Source organism: Anaerobacillus arseniciselenatis, from assembly GCF_001865995.1.
Lineage (GTDB): Bacteria > Bacillota > Bacilli > Bacillales > Anaerobacillaceae > Anaerobacillus > Anaerobacillus arseniciselenatis.
The window spans coordinates 924411-942622 of the sequence record NZ_MLQQ01000001.1; the positions used below are offsets into that span (position 1 = coordinate 924411).

10 protein-coding genes, 2 tRNA genes, 2 rRNA genes and 3 other annotated features are annotated in these 18212 nt (G+C 39.5%); of the genes, 1 reads left to right on the top strand and 13 read right to left on the bottom strand.

The genetic code is table 11. From position 1 onward, the window contains the following. Positions 1-67: 67 nt before the first annotated feature. From BKP35_RS04585 to guaB, 8 genes are all read right to left on the bottom strand, one after another. Positions 68-1084 (bottom strand): ABC transporter ATP-binding protein, encoded by a 1017-nt coding sequence (locus BKP35_RS04585; protein ID WP_071312178.1) that lies wholly within the window; start codon positions 1082-1084, stop codon positions 68-70. A gap of 1 nt (position 1085) precedes the next feature. Next, complete coding sequence (locus tag BKP35_RS04590; RefSeq protein WP_071312179.1) at positions 1086-2063, bottom strand: ABC transporter ATP-binding protein; 978 nt, start codon at positions 2061-2063, stop codon at positions 1086-1088. Positions 2064-2527: 464 nt separating this feature from the next. After that, positions 2528-4201 (bottom strand): peptide-binding protein, encoded by a 1674-nt coding sequence (locus tag BKP35_RS04595; protein WP_084031435.1) that lies wholly within the window; start codon positions 4199-4201, stop codon positions 2528-2530. 773 nt (positions 4202-4974) lie between these two features. Continuing rightward, the gene (gene serS, locus BKP35_RS04600; RefSeq protein WP_071312180.1) at positions 4975-6249 is read right to left on the bottom strand and encodes a serine--tRNA ligase; all 1275 of its coding nucleotides are present in this window, start codon (positions 6247-6249) and stop codon (positions 4975-4977) included. A gap of 237 nt (positions 6250-6486) precedes the next feature. Then, positions 6487-6719 (bottom strand) — a binding site (T-box leader). Positions 6720-6750: 31 nt separating this feature from the next. After that, positions 6751-7344 carry a pyridoxal 5'-phosphate synthase glutaminase subunit PdxT gene (gene pdxT, locus BKP35_RS04605; protein WP_071312181.1) on the bottom strand — a complete coding sequence of 198 codons (594 nt, stop codon included), beginning with the start codon at positions 7342-7344 and terminating at the stop codon, positions 6751-6753. 41 nt (positions 7345-7385) lie between these two features. Then, positions 7386-8270, bottom strand: a complete 885-nt coding sequence (gene pdxS / locus BKP35_RS04610; RefSeq protein WP_071312182.1) for a pyridoxal 5'-phosphate synthase lyase subunit PdxS — start codon at positions 8268-8270, stop codon at positions 7386-7388. Between the two features lie 392 nt (positions 8271-8662). After that, positions 8663-10012 carry a D-alanyl-D-alanine carboxypeptidase family protein gene (locus BKP35_RS04615; RefSeq protein WP_071312183.1) on the bottom strand — a complete coding sequence of 450 codons (1350 nt, stop codon included), beginning with the start codon at positions 10010-10012 and terminating at the stop codon, positions 8663-8665. Positions 10013-10138: 126 nt separating this feature from the next. Next, the gene (gene guaB, locus BKP35_RS04620; RefSeq protein ID WP_071312184.1) at positions 10139-11596 is read right to left on the bottom strand and encodes an IMP dehydrogenase; all 1458 of its coding nucleotides are present in this window, start codon (positions 11594-11596) and stop codon (positions 10139-10141) included. Positions 11597-11728: 132 nt separating this feature from the next. Here guaB and BKP35_RS04625 point away from each other — a divergent pair, with 132 nt between their 5' ends. Beyond that, positions 11729-12700, top strand: a complete 972-nt coding sequence (locus BKP35_RS04625; RefSeq protein WP_071312185.1) for a YaaC family protein — start codon at positions 11729-11731, stop codon at positions 12698-12700. Between the two features lie 445 nt (positions 12701-13145). Here BKP35_RS04625 and rrf read toward each other — a convergent pair. From rrf to BKP35_RS04645, 5 genes are all read right to left on the bottom strand, one after another. Then, positions 13146-13261 (bottom strand): 5S ribosomal RNA (gene rrf, locus BKP35_RS04630). Positions 13262-13464: 203 nt separating this feature from the next. Next, positions 13465-13816, top strand: a sequence feature (23S ribosomal RNA rRNA prediction is too short). A 9-nt stretch (positions 13817-13825) separates the two neighbouring features. Next, positions 13826-14695 (top strand) — a sequence feature (23S ribosomal RNA rRNA prediction is too short). Between the two features lie 884 nt (positions 14696-15579). Beyond that, a tRNA-Ala gene (locus tag BKP35_RS04635) sits at positions 15580-15655 on the bottom strand. Between the two features lie 20 nt (positions 15656-15675). After that, positions 15676-15752, bottom strand: a tRNA-Ile gene (locus tag BKP35_RS04640). Continuing rightward, positions 15753-15926 carry a hypothetical protein gene (locus tag BKP35_RS19365; RefSeq protein WP_169819132.1) on the bottom strand — a complete coding sequence of 58 codons (174 nt, stop codon included), beginning with the start codon at positions 15924-15926 and terminating at the stop codon, positions 15753-15755. Between the two features lie 949 nt (positions 15927-16875). After that, positions 16876-18212, bottom strand: a 16S ribosomal RNA gene (locus BKP35_RS04645); the annotation flags it as partial.

Here is an 18212-nt window from a genome sequence, read left to right on the forward strand (position 1 = left end):
TATTTCCCCCTTTAGTATGTTTTGATTATTTAATGTAGAGTTGGACTCTAGTTGTTTGCCACTATATTTATTCATATAAATGGCAAGCAACAAAATGACCAGGCTCTAACTCTTTCAACGTAGGTACAATTTCTTTACAATGATCCATCGCCTGCGGACAACGTGTATGGAATACACAACCTTTTGGCGGATTCGATGGGCTTGGTACATCACCTTTTAAAATAATTCTTTCACGCTTCACTTCACTTGGATGCGATTTTGGTATCGCCGAAAGTAATGCTTGTGTATATGGATGCATCGGATTTTTGTACAAGGTCCTTTTATCTGTTACTTCCATCATACGACCTAAATACATAACACCAATACGGTCTGAAATATGTTTAACGACTGATAAGTCATGCGCGATAAATAAATACGTTAATCCAAACTCTTCTTGCAAGTCATTCATAATATTTAAAACTTGCGATTGGATGGAAACGTCCAGTGCGGATACCGGTTCATCTCCAATAATCAATTTAGGATTAAGTGTTAATGCGCGAGCGATCCCAATTCTTTGTCGTTGCCCACCCGAGAATTCATGGGGATAACGATCACGTAATTGCGGCATCAACCCAACACGATCTAAAAGGTGTTCAACTCGCTCTTTTCTTTCCGCTTTCGTATATAAATTATGAACTCGAAATGGTTCCTCTAAAATCGTTCCAACTGTTTTTCTTGGATTTAATGAAGAAAACGGATCTTGGAACACCATTTGAATATCTTTCCGATAAGGTTTCAACTGTTTTTCTTTTAAATATGATATATCTTCTCCATCGAAAAGAATTTGTCCATCGGTTGGTTCATATAAACGAATGATCGACCTTCCTGCCGTCGATTTTCCGCAACCAGACTCCCCTACAAGGCCAAATGTTTCTCCTTTTTTTATAAAGAAGCTAACATCATCAACCGCTTTGACGTGTCCCACGGTCTTTTGAAGAATTCCAGACTTTACTGGAAAGTACTTTTTCAGACCGTTAACTTCTAATAAAATATCCGATTTTGCATCATTATTAGTCTTGCTATCATTTAAAGTAGCAGTGCTCATCTTAGCTATCTCCTTCCTCATGCAAGAAACAACGTGATTTACGACCTGGATAAACTTCGATTAGATCAGGTTGATTTTCTATGCATTTCTCCATAACATGCGGACAACGGGTAGAGAATCGACAGCCTTTCGGAAAATTATCAGGAGAAGGAACATTTCCACCGATTGACGATAAACGCTCTTGTTCTTCATTAATTTTCGGCACTGACCCTAATAGACCTTGTGTATATGGATGTAATGGGTTATCAAATAGTTGAACGATTTCAGACTCCTCAACGACTTGACCAGCATACATAACTAAAACGCGGTCAGCTAATTCTGCTACAACTCCTAAATCGTGAGTGATTAATATAATAGATGAGTCAAATTTATGAGATAAGTCTTTCATTAGCTCTAATATTTGCGCTTGAACAGTCACATCTAATGCTGTCGTAGGCTCATCGGCAATTAATAGTTTCGGATCACAACTCATTGCCATCGCAATCATTACTCTTTGTCTCATTCCACCTGACAACCGGTGCGGATAATCATCTAAGATTTCTTCAGCTCGTGCAAAACCTACGATTTTTAATAAATCAACCGCTCTTTGTCTAGCTTCTTTTTTTGAGATCTTTTTATGGTAAATTAAAACTTCTGTAATTTGTTCACCGATCGTTAGAACAGGATTTAATGAAGTCATCGGTTCTTGGAAAATCATCGCAATATCATTTCCGCGAACTTTATACATTTCATTTTCACTTAGTGATAATAAATCAGTACCATCAAAAATAATTTCACCAGCAACTGTCTTTCCACCAGGCTTTGGTACAAGTCCCATAATTGATAAAGACGTTATACTCTTCCCAGACCCTGATTCACCAACAATAGCTAACGTTTCACCTTTTTTTACGTTAAAGTCTAATCCGTCAACTACTGGAAAAACTTTATTTTTCGAAAAAAAGTGGGTTTTTAAGTTTTTTACTTCTAACAACGTCGACATCAGCTGCTATTCACCACCTATTTTATTGACTCATTCTAGTAATCTAACATTTTCTTTTATTGTTACAAAAGAAAAAATTTTCAAACAATTTAAGAAAAATTGTTTTTTGAAAATAATAATTTTTCACTACACACTGAATATTACACCAACTTAGCAAATGTGTCAATCATATTACACTTTTTTTTTGAATTGGGTCAATAAATAGAAAATTCCTTTCAGTTCGGCGCTTTAACGCGATAAAAACGCCGTTAATTAAAAAGCATTTATTCACTTTACTAAATTAGCATAAGAAACCGAAAAACCAATAACAGTTCGTTTATAATATCAATATAATTTATTGACAGAATATTTAAAATGGTGCTCTGGTCTACTGTCCATTTAGTAAACTACTTCGTTACTCCATGTAGAAATATTTATAAAAAGCAAAAAGGGAGACAAATGTCTCCCCCTGTCTTAAGCTTTTATTATTCGTTAATCCACCACTCATTAACACGGTACATGTTTGAACGTGGGTGATGAGTAAATCCTTCGATATCTTTATTTAATGCAAGGAATTGCTCTGGGTAGTACAAGAATGTGTATGGTTGCTCTTCAGCTAAGATTTCCCATACTTCAGCTAGTGCAGCTGCACGTTCATCTTGATCAAGGATTAAAGTGTTATTGTCAGCAATTTCATCAACCGTATCATTACGGTAGCTAATGTTATTTAAGCCATTCTCAATTTCTTTTGAATGCCAAATTGCACTTGGATCTGGGTCAAGAGCTAGACCCCATGCTAATACTACAGCATCAAAGTCATAGTTCGGTGGGTTGATCTTGTCTAAGAAAGCTCCCCATTCCATTTGTTCAGCTCTAACTTCAATTCCAATTTGACCTAAATACTGTTGTACGATAATCCCGATGTCACGACGAACGACGTTACCATCGTTAGAAAGAATTGTGAATGAGAATCTTTCACCATCTTTTTCAAGAATTCCGTCTGAACCTGGCTCCCATCCAGCATCCGCAAGAATTTGCGACGCTTTCTCTGGATCAAAGTCAAACTTAGCAACATTATCGTTGTAAGCCCAACTTAATGGAGATACAGGAGCATGAGCAACTTCAGCGTTTCCTTCCATAATTGTTTCTACAATTTCTTGACGATCAATCGCATGTGTTAATGCTTGACGAACGGCTACATCTTGGAACAATGGATTTTGTAAGTTCCAACCAATATAGTCATAACGAAGGGCTAATGTATTAGAAATCTTTGCATGATCAAATGTTTCAATTGTTGGTAATTCTGTTGGTGGAGCAACCATCCAATCAATATCACCTGTTTGCATTAATAAAACTAGAGCATTTGAGTCTGCGGCAAAACGGAATGTTACTTTATCAAGGTACGGACGACCTTCAAAATAATCTTCAAACGCAGTTAATACTAAGTTTTGCCCTGGAGTCCAGCTTACAAATTCAAACGGACCAGCACCGATTGGCTTTTCAATGTTAAACTCACGGTAGTCTTCTAAATCAGCAATTGGAATATCACCTAAAATATGATAAGGTAAGATACCGTAGCTCATTAATGTAGGGAAACGAGCGTCAGGCTCATTTAATGTAAATTTAACTTCATAATCATTAATCGCTTCTACTTTTTCTAAAGCTGTAAAACTACCAGCACGTGGACCAGTATAGTCTTCATGTAAGAAAATTTCATATGTGAATACTACGTCTTCAGCAGTCAGTTCTTCTCCATCATGGAATAGAACACCTTCACGAATTGTATATGTCCACTCCATTCCATCTTCAGAAATAACAGGTTCATCTACAGCTATGCTAGGAACCATTTCCAAGTTTTCATTAGAGCGCATTAACCCAGCAAAAATTAAGTCAGTTTTATCAGCACTTGCTGAGTCTTGGTGATAGTGTGCATTAAATAATACTGGCTCACCAGATGATCCTAACACTACTTCTCCACCATACTGAGGTCCTTCTGTTGCAGGCTCATCATCTGTTCCCTCATCTGTTCCTTCATCTGCTGGTGTCGAAGTATCTCCACCTTGTTCATCGGTTGATGACTCCTGGCCTCCACACGCCACTAAAAATAGTGACAACATGAAAATCATACTTAACAAAATTAAAAGCGATTTCTTTTTCAATGTACTTCCCCCTTCAGAAAATTTTGAATATTTAATGTAGAGTTTGGCTCTTTATTCTGCAGTTTAACAATATTTCATATAATAGCGAGATACAAAGAGACCTAACTCTAACTTAATCAACATGCTTTTTTGTACTTATTTAGTGAACCAAATATAGTAATCTATAAAGCTATTAATTACTATATTATCAAAAACTTTATTACGGTAAACGTTTTTTGAAAATAATGAATTTTACCACTAAATGAATATTACAACATCTTTTTTTATATGTCAACAATATTACAGAAAATAATTTGAATTTACAGATAATTATTTTTAAAGTGTTCTATATTACATTTTACAAAATAAAATGATTTAATATTTCTTTTTTCGTTGTTCTTATTTGACTCTTTATTAAAAATTTTATGATACAAATCTATACTAATAAAATTTATAAATATTTACCTTCCATGCATAGAATAACATCATCCTTTGGTTTCTATAATTTTTATAGCTCTATTTCCCTCTATAATTTAGGATGTTTCACCTTCAGTTAATTCAATTCTATATTTTTTTATTTTTATAATCTAATATTTATACATTCGTAATTTTAAAAACCAGAAGTTTATATGAAGTGATAACTTGATTTGAAAATACTACTCATAACTAACGTTTTATGTTTCGATTCATTATAAAATAAGAAGAGGCTCCCAAGAACCCATCCGCCATTACAATTGTAAGCAGATAAACTTCTGGTAAGCCTCTTTATTTTCGAAAATAATCTACTAAAATTATTAGTTTAAAATAGATACTCCACCCATATACGGCACTAACACTTCTGGAACTATTACAGAGCCGTCTTCCTGCTGGTAATTTTCTAAAATGGCAGCGACTGTTCGACCAATAGCAAGTCCAGAACCATTTAATGTATGAACGAACTCAGTCTTTCCTTTCGCTTCTCTTCTAAAACGAATGTTAGCTCTTCTTGCTTGAAAATCCTCAAAGTTACTACATGAAGAAATTTCACGGTACGTATCGGAGTTTGGAATCCAAACTTCAATATCGTATTTTTTCGCTGCTGTAAAACCAAGGTCGCCAGTACACATACTCATCACTCGATAAGGAAGCTTTAACAGCTGCAGGACTTTTTCCGCATGGCCTGTTAAAAGCTCTAACTGCTCATAAGATTCTTCAGGTTTTACAAACCTTACTAACTCAACTTTATTAAATTGATGTTGGCGAATTAACCCTCTCGTATCTCTCCCTGCAGAACCGGCTTCAGAACGGAAACAAGAGCTATATGCCGTATAAGTAATTGGGAGTTGTTCTCCATCAATAATTTCATCACGGTGCATATTCGTTACAGGAACTTCCGCAGTTGGAACTAAAAAGTAATCTTCTTCGCGAATTTTAAATGCATCTTCTTCGAATTTCGGTAGTTGTCCTGTCCCCGTCATACTAGTTCGGTTAACTAAATATGGAGGTAATACTTCCTCATAACCGTGCTCGTCTTGGTGAAGATCCATCATGAAATTGATTAACGCTCGCTCTAGTCGCGCCCCTTTTCCTTTATAAAAAACAAAACGGCTACCTGTAACTTTTGATGCACGTTCAAAATCTAACATATTTAAGTTTGTGGCAATGTCCCAATGCGCCTTCGCTTCAAATGCGAAGTTAGGAACCTCTCCCCAAGTACGAACACAAACATTGTCGTCTTCAGTTAAACCTATTGGAGTACTCTCATGAGGGATATTTGGAATTGTTAATAAAATTCCCTCTAGCTGTCCTTCAACCTCACGTAACTGTTCATCAAGTTGTTTAACTTCTTCAGATACTTCTTTCATTTCCTTTATTAAATGATCGGCATCTTGTTTTTCCCGTTTTAATTTCGCTACTTCTTGGGATACCGTATTTCTTCGGCTTTTTAATTGCTCTGCACGCGCAATCACTTCTCTTCGTTTTTGGTCAAGTTCACCGAAGCATTCTAAATCGGCAATCTTTTCACCTCGATTTTCAAGTTTCTTTTTTACTTCTTCAAAATTGGTCCTTAAAACCTTTACATCTAACATTGAATTACCTCCTAGTTTTTCTTAATTAATGAATTTCATAATTCATTATTCTCTCCACTAAGGTCAATATATAGTTGCGCCAAAACCATTCGCAAACTATATATTGCGTGATGTGGCTCGTTTTTGGTAATTATGAAATTCACTCAATATTATAACGTTTTAAAAAAGCTAAGGAATGATTCCGAGCCTTCTCTAAACGATTTCCTAAAATAAATAAAAAACTCCCGTCCCAAAATATAAAGGGACGAGAGTTTACCCGCGTTGCCACCCTAATTAAAGAGCATCAATAGTTGCTCTTTCTCTTAGCACCTTAGTAACGGTGGTGAACCGGAATTACCTAATAAAAGTACAAGCACTTCGTTCAATAATCTACTCAAGGATGGATTCACACTGCACTAATATCGATTTGCACCTACCATCGACTCTCTGTAAATAGTCTCAATGTTACTATTTCCTTTCATTGCATTTCCACTTATTTATTTCTTTATATTTAACCAAAACTTATACATTTAAACATTTACTTTTCGTTTCTTTAACAACGTCGACAAAATATTGATGAAAACGAGCATCTGCCGTTAATTCTGGATGAAATGAACAAGCTAAAAACTGATTTTGTCTTACAGCAACAATTTCACCTTTATATTTAGAAAGAATTTCAACGTCTTCACCTACAGCCTTAATTAAAGGGGCACGAATGAAAACAGCCATGATATCGTCAGCAATTCCTTTGACCATTAATTCAGCTTCAAAACTTTCTCGCTGACGGCCAAATGCATTGCGTTCTACTTCCATATCAATCACTTCTAAATGCCCGTCTTTTTGACCGACTAGTTGTTTGGCCATTAATATTAAGCCTGCGCAAGTACCGAACATTGGTTTTCCTGCTTTTGCAAATGCTTTTAACGGTTCAAAAAAACCATATTTATCAATCAGACGACGCATCGTTGTACTTTCACCACCCGGTAATACTAAACCGTCTAAATCATTGAGTTGCTCTATTTTTTTTACAACAACTACCTCGACACCAGGGGCTATAAGAGAATTAACATGTTCACGAACCGCTCCTTGCAAAGCCAGTACTCCTATTTTAACCATTGAAATACTCCCTTTCTATAGAAAAGCGCAAGCGCAAAATTTTACCAACCGCGTTCTTGCATACGCTCTGAAGGATCTAAGCTTGAAATTTCAATTCCCTTCATTGCCGTACCAAGTCCTTTTGATAAGTTAGCAATTAATTCATAATCCTCAAAATGAGTTGTTGCTTCAACGATTGCACGAGCAAACTTTTCTGGATTATCTGATTTAAAGATACCAGAACCTACAAATACCCCATCAGCACCTAACTGCATCATTAGTGCAGCGTCAGCTGGCGTTGCCACTCCACCTGCAGCAAAGTTAACTACCGGTAATTTTCCTGCTTCCTTAATTTGAAGTAACACTTCAAATGGAGCACCTGTGTTCTTCGCTTCTGTCATTAACTCATCTGTAGACATACCTAAAATTTTGCGAATTTGAGATTGCATCATACGCATATGTCTAACTGCTTCAACGATGTTTCCTGTACCAGGCTCACCTTTTGTACGGATCATCGAAGCACCTTCACCGATACGACGAGCTGCTTCGCCGATATCACGGGCACCACAAACAAATGGTACTGTGAAATCACGTTTATACAAATGATAAACTTCATCAGCTGGTGTTAAAACTTCACTCTCATCAATGTAGTCTACACCCATAGCTTCTAAAATTCTTGCTTCTACAATATGACCAATACGGCATTTTGCCATTACTGGGATAGAAACAGCTCCCATCACTTCTTCCATGATCGTTGGATCTGCCATACGAGCCACACCGCCCGCTGCACGAATATCTGAAGGCACTCTTTCAAGAGCCATTACAGCCACTGCACCAGCTTCTTCAGCTATTTTTGCTTGCTCAGCGTTAATAACATCCATTATTACGCCACCTTTTTGCATTTCAGCCATACCACGCTTTACGCGATCTGTACCTGTGTTTACCATATGTAATTCCTCCTATCAAATTATGCAATCTTATAGTATGTGTATTGCTTTACTATACATTGTACTTTATTTTATAAAAGTATCAAGTAGATGAATTTCATAATCCTTATTCAACGCCACTAGGACGCTACATCTAATTAAGTTGAATCGTTCTCGACTAGATGTAGAATGATGTTGCTAGTTTTTTGTAATTATGAAATTCAGTCAAGTAAATACAATTTACTACTTATTCATCTGTATTATTTTAACACTAATTCGACAATTTTGAACGATAATTTTAAATTTACAATTCACAATTCACAATTTACAATTAAAAATTTAGAATTATGAGGGCTAAGCTACGAAGCTCCACCCTCAAAATTTTTAATTTTTAATTTTCATTTGTAAATTAATTAAGAGAAAATCCCCTTCACACTATCAGCAACGCTTGTCCATATTCCAGAGAAGAAGCCGCCAATCGCTCTCATCGTTAAAGAAAACCAACCTGCTTTTTCAACGGTCTGATCTGCAACTATAGTAACTCTTTCTTTATTATGTCCATCTTCAGTAAGATATGTGAATGTATTATCACCGGAATAATCGTAAGTAAACCATCCGATCACTTGACCTTCTTCTATTGGTGCAACTAAATTGCCTTCTTCATCTAATAAAGCCTCATCCAATTCAAAGTATGGTGAATATAGTTCTTCTTCACCTGATTTAATAATCGTTATTAATGGCTCACTTGGAGAAATAGAAATTTCTCTTTCTTTTCCTTTAACAACCGGTACTTCTAAAGAGCTAAACAAATCAATTTTTTCAAAGTTATTAAATCCATAATCCATCAATTTAGCGGTCTCGACAAATCTTGTAGCTATACTTTCTGCGCCCATTACGACAGAAATTTGGCGAGTATTATCTCTTTCGGCTGTACCAGTAAATGTGTATCGTGCTAAGTTCGTAAAACCAGTTTTTAAGCCGTCTAAACCTTGATAGTAATGAGGCAAGCCATATAACATGTCATTCCAATTTTTCATACATGTCCAATCTTCTAAACATTGTTCCCATGATTTATCCGTAACTACGTCTCCCTGAAAATACTTCATTGGAATGCTCGATGTTTCTAATACTTCTGGGAAGTCGTTCACTAAATAATAGGCTAGTTTCACCGTATCACGAGCAGACATACGATTTTCATCGTCAGTCGTCGTTCCATCTGCATGATTACCACTGTAAGAACGGTTAGGTAAGCCCGTTGAATTTACGAAGTGATATTTTTCTAAACCAATTTCTTCAGCCTTTTGATTCATCATATTAACAAAATTTGTATAACTACCACCAAGAAGCTCTGCTAAAGCTATTGTAGCGGCATTGGCTGATTCAATTGCTACAGCTTCATACAAATCTCTAACAGTATAAGTTCCATCAACTTGTAAAAATACGTTAGAACCTCCTGCATCATGAGAAAGTTGAGCTACCCATGGGCTTATTTCGACAGTTTGATCCCACGTTAACTTATTATCATTAATTGCTTCTAAAATTAAATACTCGGTCATCATCTTACTCATACTTGCTATACCTAATTCAACATCAGCATTTTTTTCAAATAAAATTTTTCCTGTCTCAGCATCTACTAAAATAGCTGAATCAACATTTAAATCAAAATTAGCTAAAGCTTTATTCGGTACAAAACTTAATACACTAATAAAAATAAGCAAACAAACAAACTGAATAAATTTATTTTTATTTTCGTTTTTATTCATCTTCAAATACTCCTCTCCAACCTCACATAAACGTAATTTTAACATAATTAATCAAAAAAAAATAGACAGGCAATAGCCATGTCTATTGGAAACAATTACATTTTTTCTACTTCTTTATAACTATCATTACAATGAATAATTAGGCGCTTCTTTCGTAATTTGGACATCATGAGGGTGACTTTCTTTTAAGCTTGCACTCGTAATTTTTATAAACTGTCCATGCTCCCGTAAATCATCTAACGTTTTTGTACCGCAGTAGCCCATACCTGCTCTAATTCCACCAACTAATTGGTGGACAGTATCATGAAGTGGACCTTTATATGCGACACGACCTTCGATGCCTTCTGGAACGAGCTTTTGATTATTTTCTTGGAAATAACGATCTTTACTTCCCTTTTCCATTGCTCCAAGAGACCCCATACCACGATAGACTTTAAACTGTCTCCCTTGATAAATTTCACGTTCACCTGGGCTCTCGGAGACACCTGCAAGTAGACTCCCTAACATCACTGCATGTCCCCCTGCAGCTAAAGCTTTAACAATATCCCCAGAATACTTTATACCACCATCAGCAATCACTGGGATACCATGCTTTTTCGCTTCAGTTGCACAGTCATAAACTGCCGTTACTTGTGGCACACCAATTCCAGCGATAATACGAGTTGTGCAAATAGATCCTGGTCCAATACCAACTTTAATCACATTTGCTCCAGCTTCAATTAAATCTTTTGTCGCGTGTGCAGTCGCTACGTTGCCCGCAATAATATTTAACTCAGGATAAGCTTCTCTTACCTCTTTCACTTTATCTAGTACGCCTTTAGAGTGACCGTGAGCAGTATCAAGGACGATCGCGTCAACTCCTGCTTCGACTAACGCTTTCGCTCTTTCCATTGTATCCGCAGTGACACCTACCGCTGCACCGACCACTAAACGTCCTTGCGAATCTTTCGCTGAGTTAGGAAATTGGATCACTTTTTCGATATCTTTTATGGTAATTAAACCTTTGAGAATCCCGTCATTATCGACTAAAGGTAATTTTTCAATTTTATGCTTTTGAAGAATTTTTTCTGCCTCTGTTAATGTTGTTCCCACAGGAGCTGTTACAAGTTTTTCTTTCGTCATTACTGTATCAATTGTAATAGAGTAATCATCAATAAAACGCAAATCTCTGTTCGTAAGTATGCCAACTAATTTCATACTTTCACTAACGATTGGGACCCCTGAAATTCGATATTTTGCCATTAAGTGTTCAGCATCATATACTTGGTGTTCTGGAGTTAAATAAAAAGGGTTTGTAATAACACCACTTTCAGACCTTTTAACACGATCAACTTCTTCAGCTTGGGCTTCAATCGACATATTTTTATGAATAATGCCTAATCCACCTTCTCTAGCCATAGCAATGGCCATTTTAGCCTCTGTTACTGTATCCATCCCTGCACTAACGACTGGTATGTTTAGCTTTAATGTCTTTGAAAGTGTTGTACTTACAGAAACATCTTTCGGAAGCACTTCGGATTTTGCTGGAACTAACAAAACATCATCAAACGTTAAGCCTTCTTTTGCAAACTTATTCTCCCACATCGAAAATCTCATCCTCTCAACCGTTTTCTCATTAAAATATTATTAGTAGCTTATCAATTGGACAAACTACTGTCAAGACAGGAATATAAGTCAAATTATTCAAATATTTTAATAGTGAAGAGGGCAGTTTTTATGATAAATAGTTTTTATTCATGGGATTATTTACGAACATTTTATTCAGCTGAGCACTCACAACAATTTTTACGAAAATGCTACGAAACATTTTCTGATGCCGATAAGCTATCTTACCAAAATAGTTACGCATTTATTTATTATTTAGAGCACGGCAAAAAATACTTTGACCAAGCGGAGACCGCTCCCTACGAACTACAACCAGTGTTACTATTTTACGGCATGGTTCAATTAATGAAAGCAGGTATTTTAACGGTAGACCCTAACTATCCAGAAACAACACAAGTATTAGCACACGGGGTTTCAACAAGAAAACGAAAAAAAAGCCAATATTCATTTTTATTGGATGAAGTAAAAGTACAAAAAAATGGGTTACTCCCCCATTTCTCTGAAAAGCTATTCAACTTAAAACAATTAGAAGGAGAAAAATATAAAATGGGGGCATTAATGCAGAAAGTCCCTGAACTTCATAAAACATTTTACTATATTACGAACGAAAAGCTTGCTTACGAGGCACAGGTCAGTAACGAAGGTATAATAATTAGTAGTAAGATTTTAGACCAACTTAACATATCAAAAGATGCTTTTGTGAACTTTTTAAATGACCATCTCAAATATAAAATAGTAAGTTGTGACGAACAAAAAACGACGTTGTTACTAAAGATCGACCGCAAACTAACTAGTCTTTCAAGTTCTCCGTTTCAATTTAACCTTTCTAGCGGAGTTTACTCTTTGCCGACAAAACGTGAGCTTTTCTCATTTTTCCCAGAATTGCTCGCCCATTACCTGCTATTATACAACTTAAGCATGGTATGCCGGTATGAAACAGAGTGGTGGGGCGAATTATTCCATAGTTACCCAACAAATGATTTACCGTTTATAACACATTTTTTAAAAACAACAAAGCATAAAGTCCCGTATTATATTTCATTAATTTTAAAAAAGCAACTTAATCGTGGAGTATCCTCATAGCGAAATTGATTTGATTTCCGCTAGAATATCACTACTAACTCGTGAATTATGCTATTCAAACAGGAGCTGCAAATAAAATCAGAATAACTCAAGTAAACAAAGGCGCATCGCAAAATTAATTCGATTTTCTCAAGAATTTCTTTGTTAACTGTAGAAATAACTACCTAAATTCAGCGTGTTGCAAATAAAATTTGTTTTATCGCAAATAAACATGGGTAAATCGCAAGAAAAGTTTTTGATCGCGCAATAATAATGCGACAAACTTAAGAATACATCAAACATAATTACATTTGAATATCATCCCAATCCGTGCTGCATGTAGCTTTATCGAAGAAACATAATGTGAAGCGATACTTGGAGACGAAGGACAGCTTCACAGATTATTGTAGTAACCATTAATTCTTTATAATTAAAAAAACACACTCCTAATGGAATGTGTTTTTTTACCTAGCAACGTCCTACTCTCACAAGGGGAAACCCCTAACTACCATCGGCGCAAAAGAGCTTAACGATCGTGTTCGGCATGGGAACGAGTGTGACCTCTTCGCTATCGCCACTAGATTATTTAGTTTTGAATTATGAGTTTTGAGTGTTGAGTTACTTGTAAGCGTCTCTTGGAGGCTCACGAAGGCTGAGCTGTGATGGCGAGCGAAATTATAGTAGCGAAGTTCCTGATCCTACACTGCCTAGAAAAGCCTCTAGCGAGGTGAGAGGTGCCCGTACCGCAAACCGACACAGGTAGGCGAGAAGAGAATTCTAAGACGCTCGGGAGAACTCTCGTTAAGGAACTCGGCAAAATGACCCCGTAACTTCGGGAGAAGGGGTGCTCTGATAGGGTGTTAAAGCCCGAGAGAGCCGCAGTGAATAGATCCAAGCGACTGTTTAGCAAAAACACAGGTCTCTGCGAAGCCGCAAGGCGAAGTATAGGGGCTGACACCTGCCCGGTGCTGGAAGGTTAAGAGGAGGGGTTATCCTTCGGGAGAAGCTCTGAATTGAAGCCCCAGTAAACGGCGGCCGTAACTATAACGGTCCTAAGGTAGCGAAATTCCTTGTCGGGTAAGTTCCGACCCGCACGAATGGTGTAACGATTTGGATACTGTCTCAACGAGAGACCCGGTGAAATTATATTACCTGTGAAGATGCAGGTTACCCGCGACAGGACGGAAAGACCCCATGGAGCTTTACTGTAGCTTGATATTGGATTTTGGTACAGTTTGTACAGGATAGGTAGGAGCCAGAGAAGCCGGACCGCCAGGTTCGGTGGAGGCGTCGGTGGGATACTACCCTGACTGTACTGAAATTCTAACCTAGGACCGTGATCCGGTTCGGGGACAGTGTCAGGTGGGCAGTTTGACTGGGGCGGTCGCCTCCTAAACAGTAACGGAGGCGCCCAAAGGTTCCCTCAGAATGGTTGGAAATCATTCGTAGAGTGCAAAGGCAAAAGGGAGCTTGACTGCGAGACCTACAAGTCGAGCAGGGACGAAAGTCGGGCTTAGTGATCCGGTGGTACCGCATGGAAGGGCCATCGCTCAACGGATAAAAGCTACCCTGGGGATAACAGGCTTATCTCCCCCAAGAGTCCACATCGACGGGGAGGTTTGGCACCTCGATGTCGGCTCATCGCATCCTGGGGCTGAAGTAGGTCCCAAGGGTTGGGCTGTTCGCCCATTAAAGCGGTACGCGAGCTGGGTTCAGAACGTCGTGAGACAGTTCGGTCCCTATCCGTCGCGGGCGTAGGAAATTTGAGAGGAGCTGTCCTTAGTACGAGAGGACCGGGATGGACACACCGCTGGTGTACCAGTTGTTCCGCCAGGAGCATAGCTGGGTAGCTACGTGTGGAAGGGATAAGTGCTGAAAGCATCTAAGCATGAAGCCCCCCTCAAGATGAGATTTCCCATGGAGTTAATCCAGTAAGACCCCTTAGAGATGATGAGGTTGATAGGTCTCGGGTGGAAGCGTGGCGACACGTGGAGCTGAGAGATACTAATCGGTCGAGGACTTATCCTAAAACCCCCATTCGGAGATCTCTGGATCAAAGCTTACTTACAGCTCCCCAAAGCATTTCGCTGTTCGTCGCGTCCTTCTTCGGCTCCTAGTGCCAAGGCATTCACCGTGCGCCCTTCATAACTTAACCTAATTTTTTGTGATAAGCTTCGCATTTCTTCGTCAACTTCCTTCGTCGATCATCCTCATGTACGTTTGATGTACACTCCGGTGATCTCCTCAGTTGTTTCCTCGAACTGCTCGCTTCTCCCAAAAAATAATTTCTCTAAAAGGAACTTAAAGTTCGTAGTGAACTTCTTGCTTCTTTCGAAAAAATACCTATCATTACAAAAGGATTTTTCGTCGAAATGAATTCTTGACTACTCAAGTTTACTCAAAAGTTTTTACAAACTTTCCGGTAAAACTTAAATGTGTTTGTTGTTATCTAGTTTTCAAAGAACAAGTCGATAAATGATAAGCTTCGTATTTCTTCGTCAACTTCCTTCGTCAATCGTCCTCATGTACGTCTATAGTACACTCCGGCGATTTCCTCAGTCGTTTCCTCGAACTACTCGCTTCTAATTTACCTTCCGGCAATTGATAAGCGGCGGATTTCTTCGTCAGCTTCACTCGCCAATCATCCTCATGTACGTTTGATGTACACTCCGGTGCTTGTCTCGTTCGCTTCCTCGAACTTCTTGCTTCTAAATTGCCTTACATTTAATTAAGTTAAGAATTTCAAGGTAGTTTGTGGGCATCCTTGAGATGCTTACATCACTCAACACTCAAAACTCTTCATTCAAAACTAGAGAGAGCAATCTCTCAATCACCTCAAAAAGGCGACTTGATAAATATAACACCATTCGAAAATGATGTCAATTACCAATTATTGTTATTGGTGGAGCCTAGCGGGATCGAACCGCTGACCTCCTGCGTGCAAGGCAGGCGCTCTCCCAGCTGAGCTAAGGCCCCAAGTTATTAAACTATTAAAATGGTGGGCCTAAGTGGACTCGAACCACCGACCTCACGCTTATCAGGCGTGCGCTCTAACCAGCTGAGCTATAGGCCCCTATCTGTTAACGGCAAATGATAAACTTCGTATTTCTTCGTCAGCTTCGCGCCTGCGGTACTCACGTATCGTTGAATATACGCTTCGTTTCTCGGCCTTTTGCTTCCTCGAACTACTCGCTTCTAATTTACCTTCCGGCAATTGATAAGCGGCGAATTTCTTCGTCAGCTTCACTCGCCAATCATCCTCATGTACTTTTGATGTACACTGCGGTGATTGTCTCGTTCGCTTCCTCGAACTTCTTGCTTCTAAATTGCCTTACATTTAAATAAGTTGAGAAAATGAATTTCGAGGTGGTTTGTGGGCATCCTTGAGATGCTTACATCACTCAACACTCAAAACTCTTCATTCAAAACTATACTGAGAGATCATTCTCTCAAAACTGAAACACAGCGTCAGCGTACTTCTACTCGAAAGTAAAAGCATCGACTAGAGTTTTAACTCCATAGAAAGGAGGTGATCCAGCCGCACCTTCCGATACGGCTACCTTGTTACGACTTCACCCCAATCATCTGTCCCACCTTAGGCGGCTGGCTCCTAAAAGGTTACCCCACCGACTTCGGGTGTTACAAACTCTCGTGGTGTGACGGGCGGTGTGTACAAGGCCCGGGAACGTATTCACCGCGGCATGCTGATCCGCGATTACTAGCAATTCCGGCTTCATGTAGGTTTCTTCGTCAGCTTCACTCGCCAATCATCCTCATGTACGTTTGATGTACACTCCGGTGCTTGTCTCGTTCGCTTCCTCGAACTTCTTGCTTCTAAATTGCCTTACATTTAATTAAGTTAAGAAAATAAATTTCAAGGCGGTTTGTGGGCATACTCGAGATGCTTACATCACTCAACACTCAAAACTCTTCATTCAAAACTATACTGAGAGATCATTCTCTCAAAACTGAAACAAAGCTACTGACCTCAATCACATCATGTGACACTTCACTGATTAGCTTCATGCAGCTTTGCGACGAGGATACGACGCAAGGAGTGCCGCAGGAGCACATCTTCTAAGTTTCAATCAGTTAACTTATTTCATTGGAAGTTCATCCTTCCAAAACTGAACACAGTAACACAAGCGTACTTCTACTCGAAAGTAAAAGCATCGACTAGAGTTTTAACTCCATAGAAAGGAGGTGATCCAGCCGCACCTTCCGATACGGCTACCTTGTTACGACTTCACCCCAATCATCTGTCCCACCTTAGGTTACCCCACCGACTTCGGGTGTTACAAACTCTCGTGGTGTGACGGGCGGTGTGTACAAGGCCCGGGAACGTATTCACCGCGGCATGCTGATCCGCGATTACTAGCAATTCCGGCTTCATGTAGGCGAGTTGCAGCCTACAATCCGAACTGAGAATGGCTTTATGAGATTGGCTCGACCTCGCGGTTTTGCTGCTCTTTGTACCATCCATTGTAGCACGTGTGTAGCCCAGGTCATAAGGGGCATGATGATTTGACGTCATCCCCACCTTCCTCCGGTTTGTCACCGGCAGTCACCTTAGAGTGCCCAACTGAATGCTGGCAACTAAGATCAAGGGTTGCGCTCGTTGCGGGACTTAACCCAACATCTCACGACACGAGCTGACGACAACCATGCACCACCTGTCACTTTGTCCCCCGAAGGGGAAAGCTCTATCTCTAGAGTGGTCAAAGGATGTCAAGACCTGGTAAGGTTCTTCGCGTTGCTTCGAATTAAACCACATGCTCCACTGCTTGTGCGGGCCCCCGTCAATTCCTTTGAGTTTCAACCTTGCGGTCGTACTCCCCAGGCGGAGTGCTTAATGTGTTAACTTCGGCACTAAGGGCATCGAAACCCCTAACACCTAGCACTCATCGTTTACGGCGTGGACTACCAGGGTATCTAATCCTGTTTGCTCCCCACGCTTTCGCGCCTCAGCGTCAGTTACAGACCAGAGAGTCGCCTTCGCCACTGGTGTTCCTCCATATATCTACGCATTTCACCGCTACACATGGAATTCCACTCTCCTCTTCTGCACTCAAGTTTCCCAGTTTCCAATGACCCTCCCCGGTTGAGCCGGGGGCTTTCACATCAGACTTAAGAAACCGCCTGCGCGCGCTTTACGCCCAATAATTCCGGACAACGCTTGCCACCTACGTATTACCGCGGCTGCTGGCACGTAGTTAGCCGTGGCTTTCTCGCTAGGTACCGTCAAGGTACCGCCCTATTTGAACGGTACTTGTTCTTCCCTAGCAACAGAGCTTTACGACCCGAAGGCCTTCATCGCTCACGCGGCGTTGCTCCGTCAGACTTTCGTCCATTGCGGAAGATTCCCTACTGCTGCCTCCCGTAGGAGTCTGGGCCGTGTCTCAGTCCCAGTGTGGCCGATCACCCTCTCAGGTCGGCTACGCATCGTCGCCTTGGTAAGCCGTTACCTTACCAACTAGCTAATGCGCCGCGGGCCCATCCCGTAGTGTTAGGTAAACCCAACTTTTACTTTAGA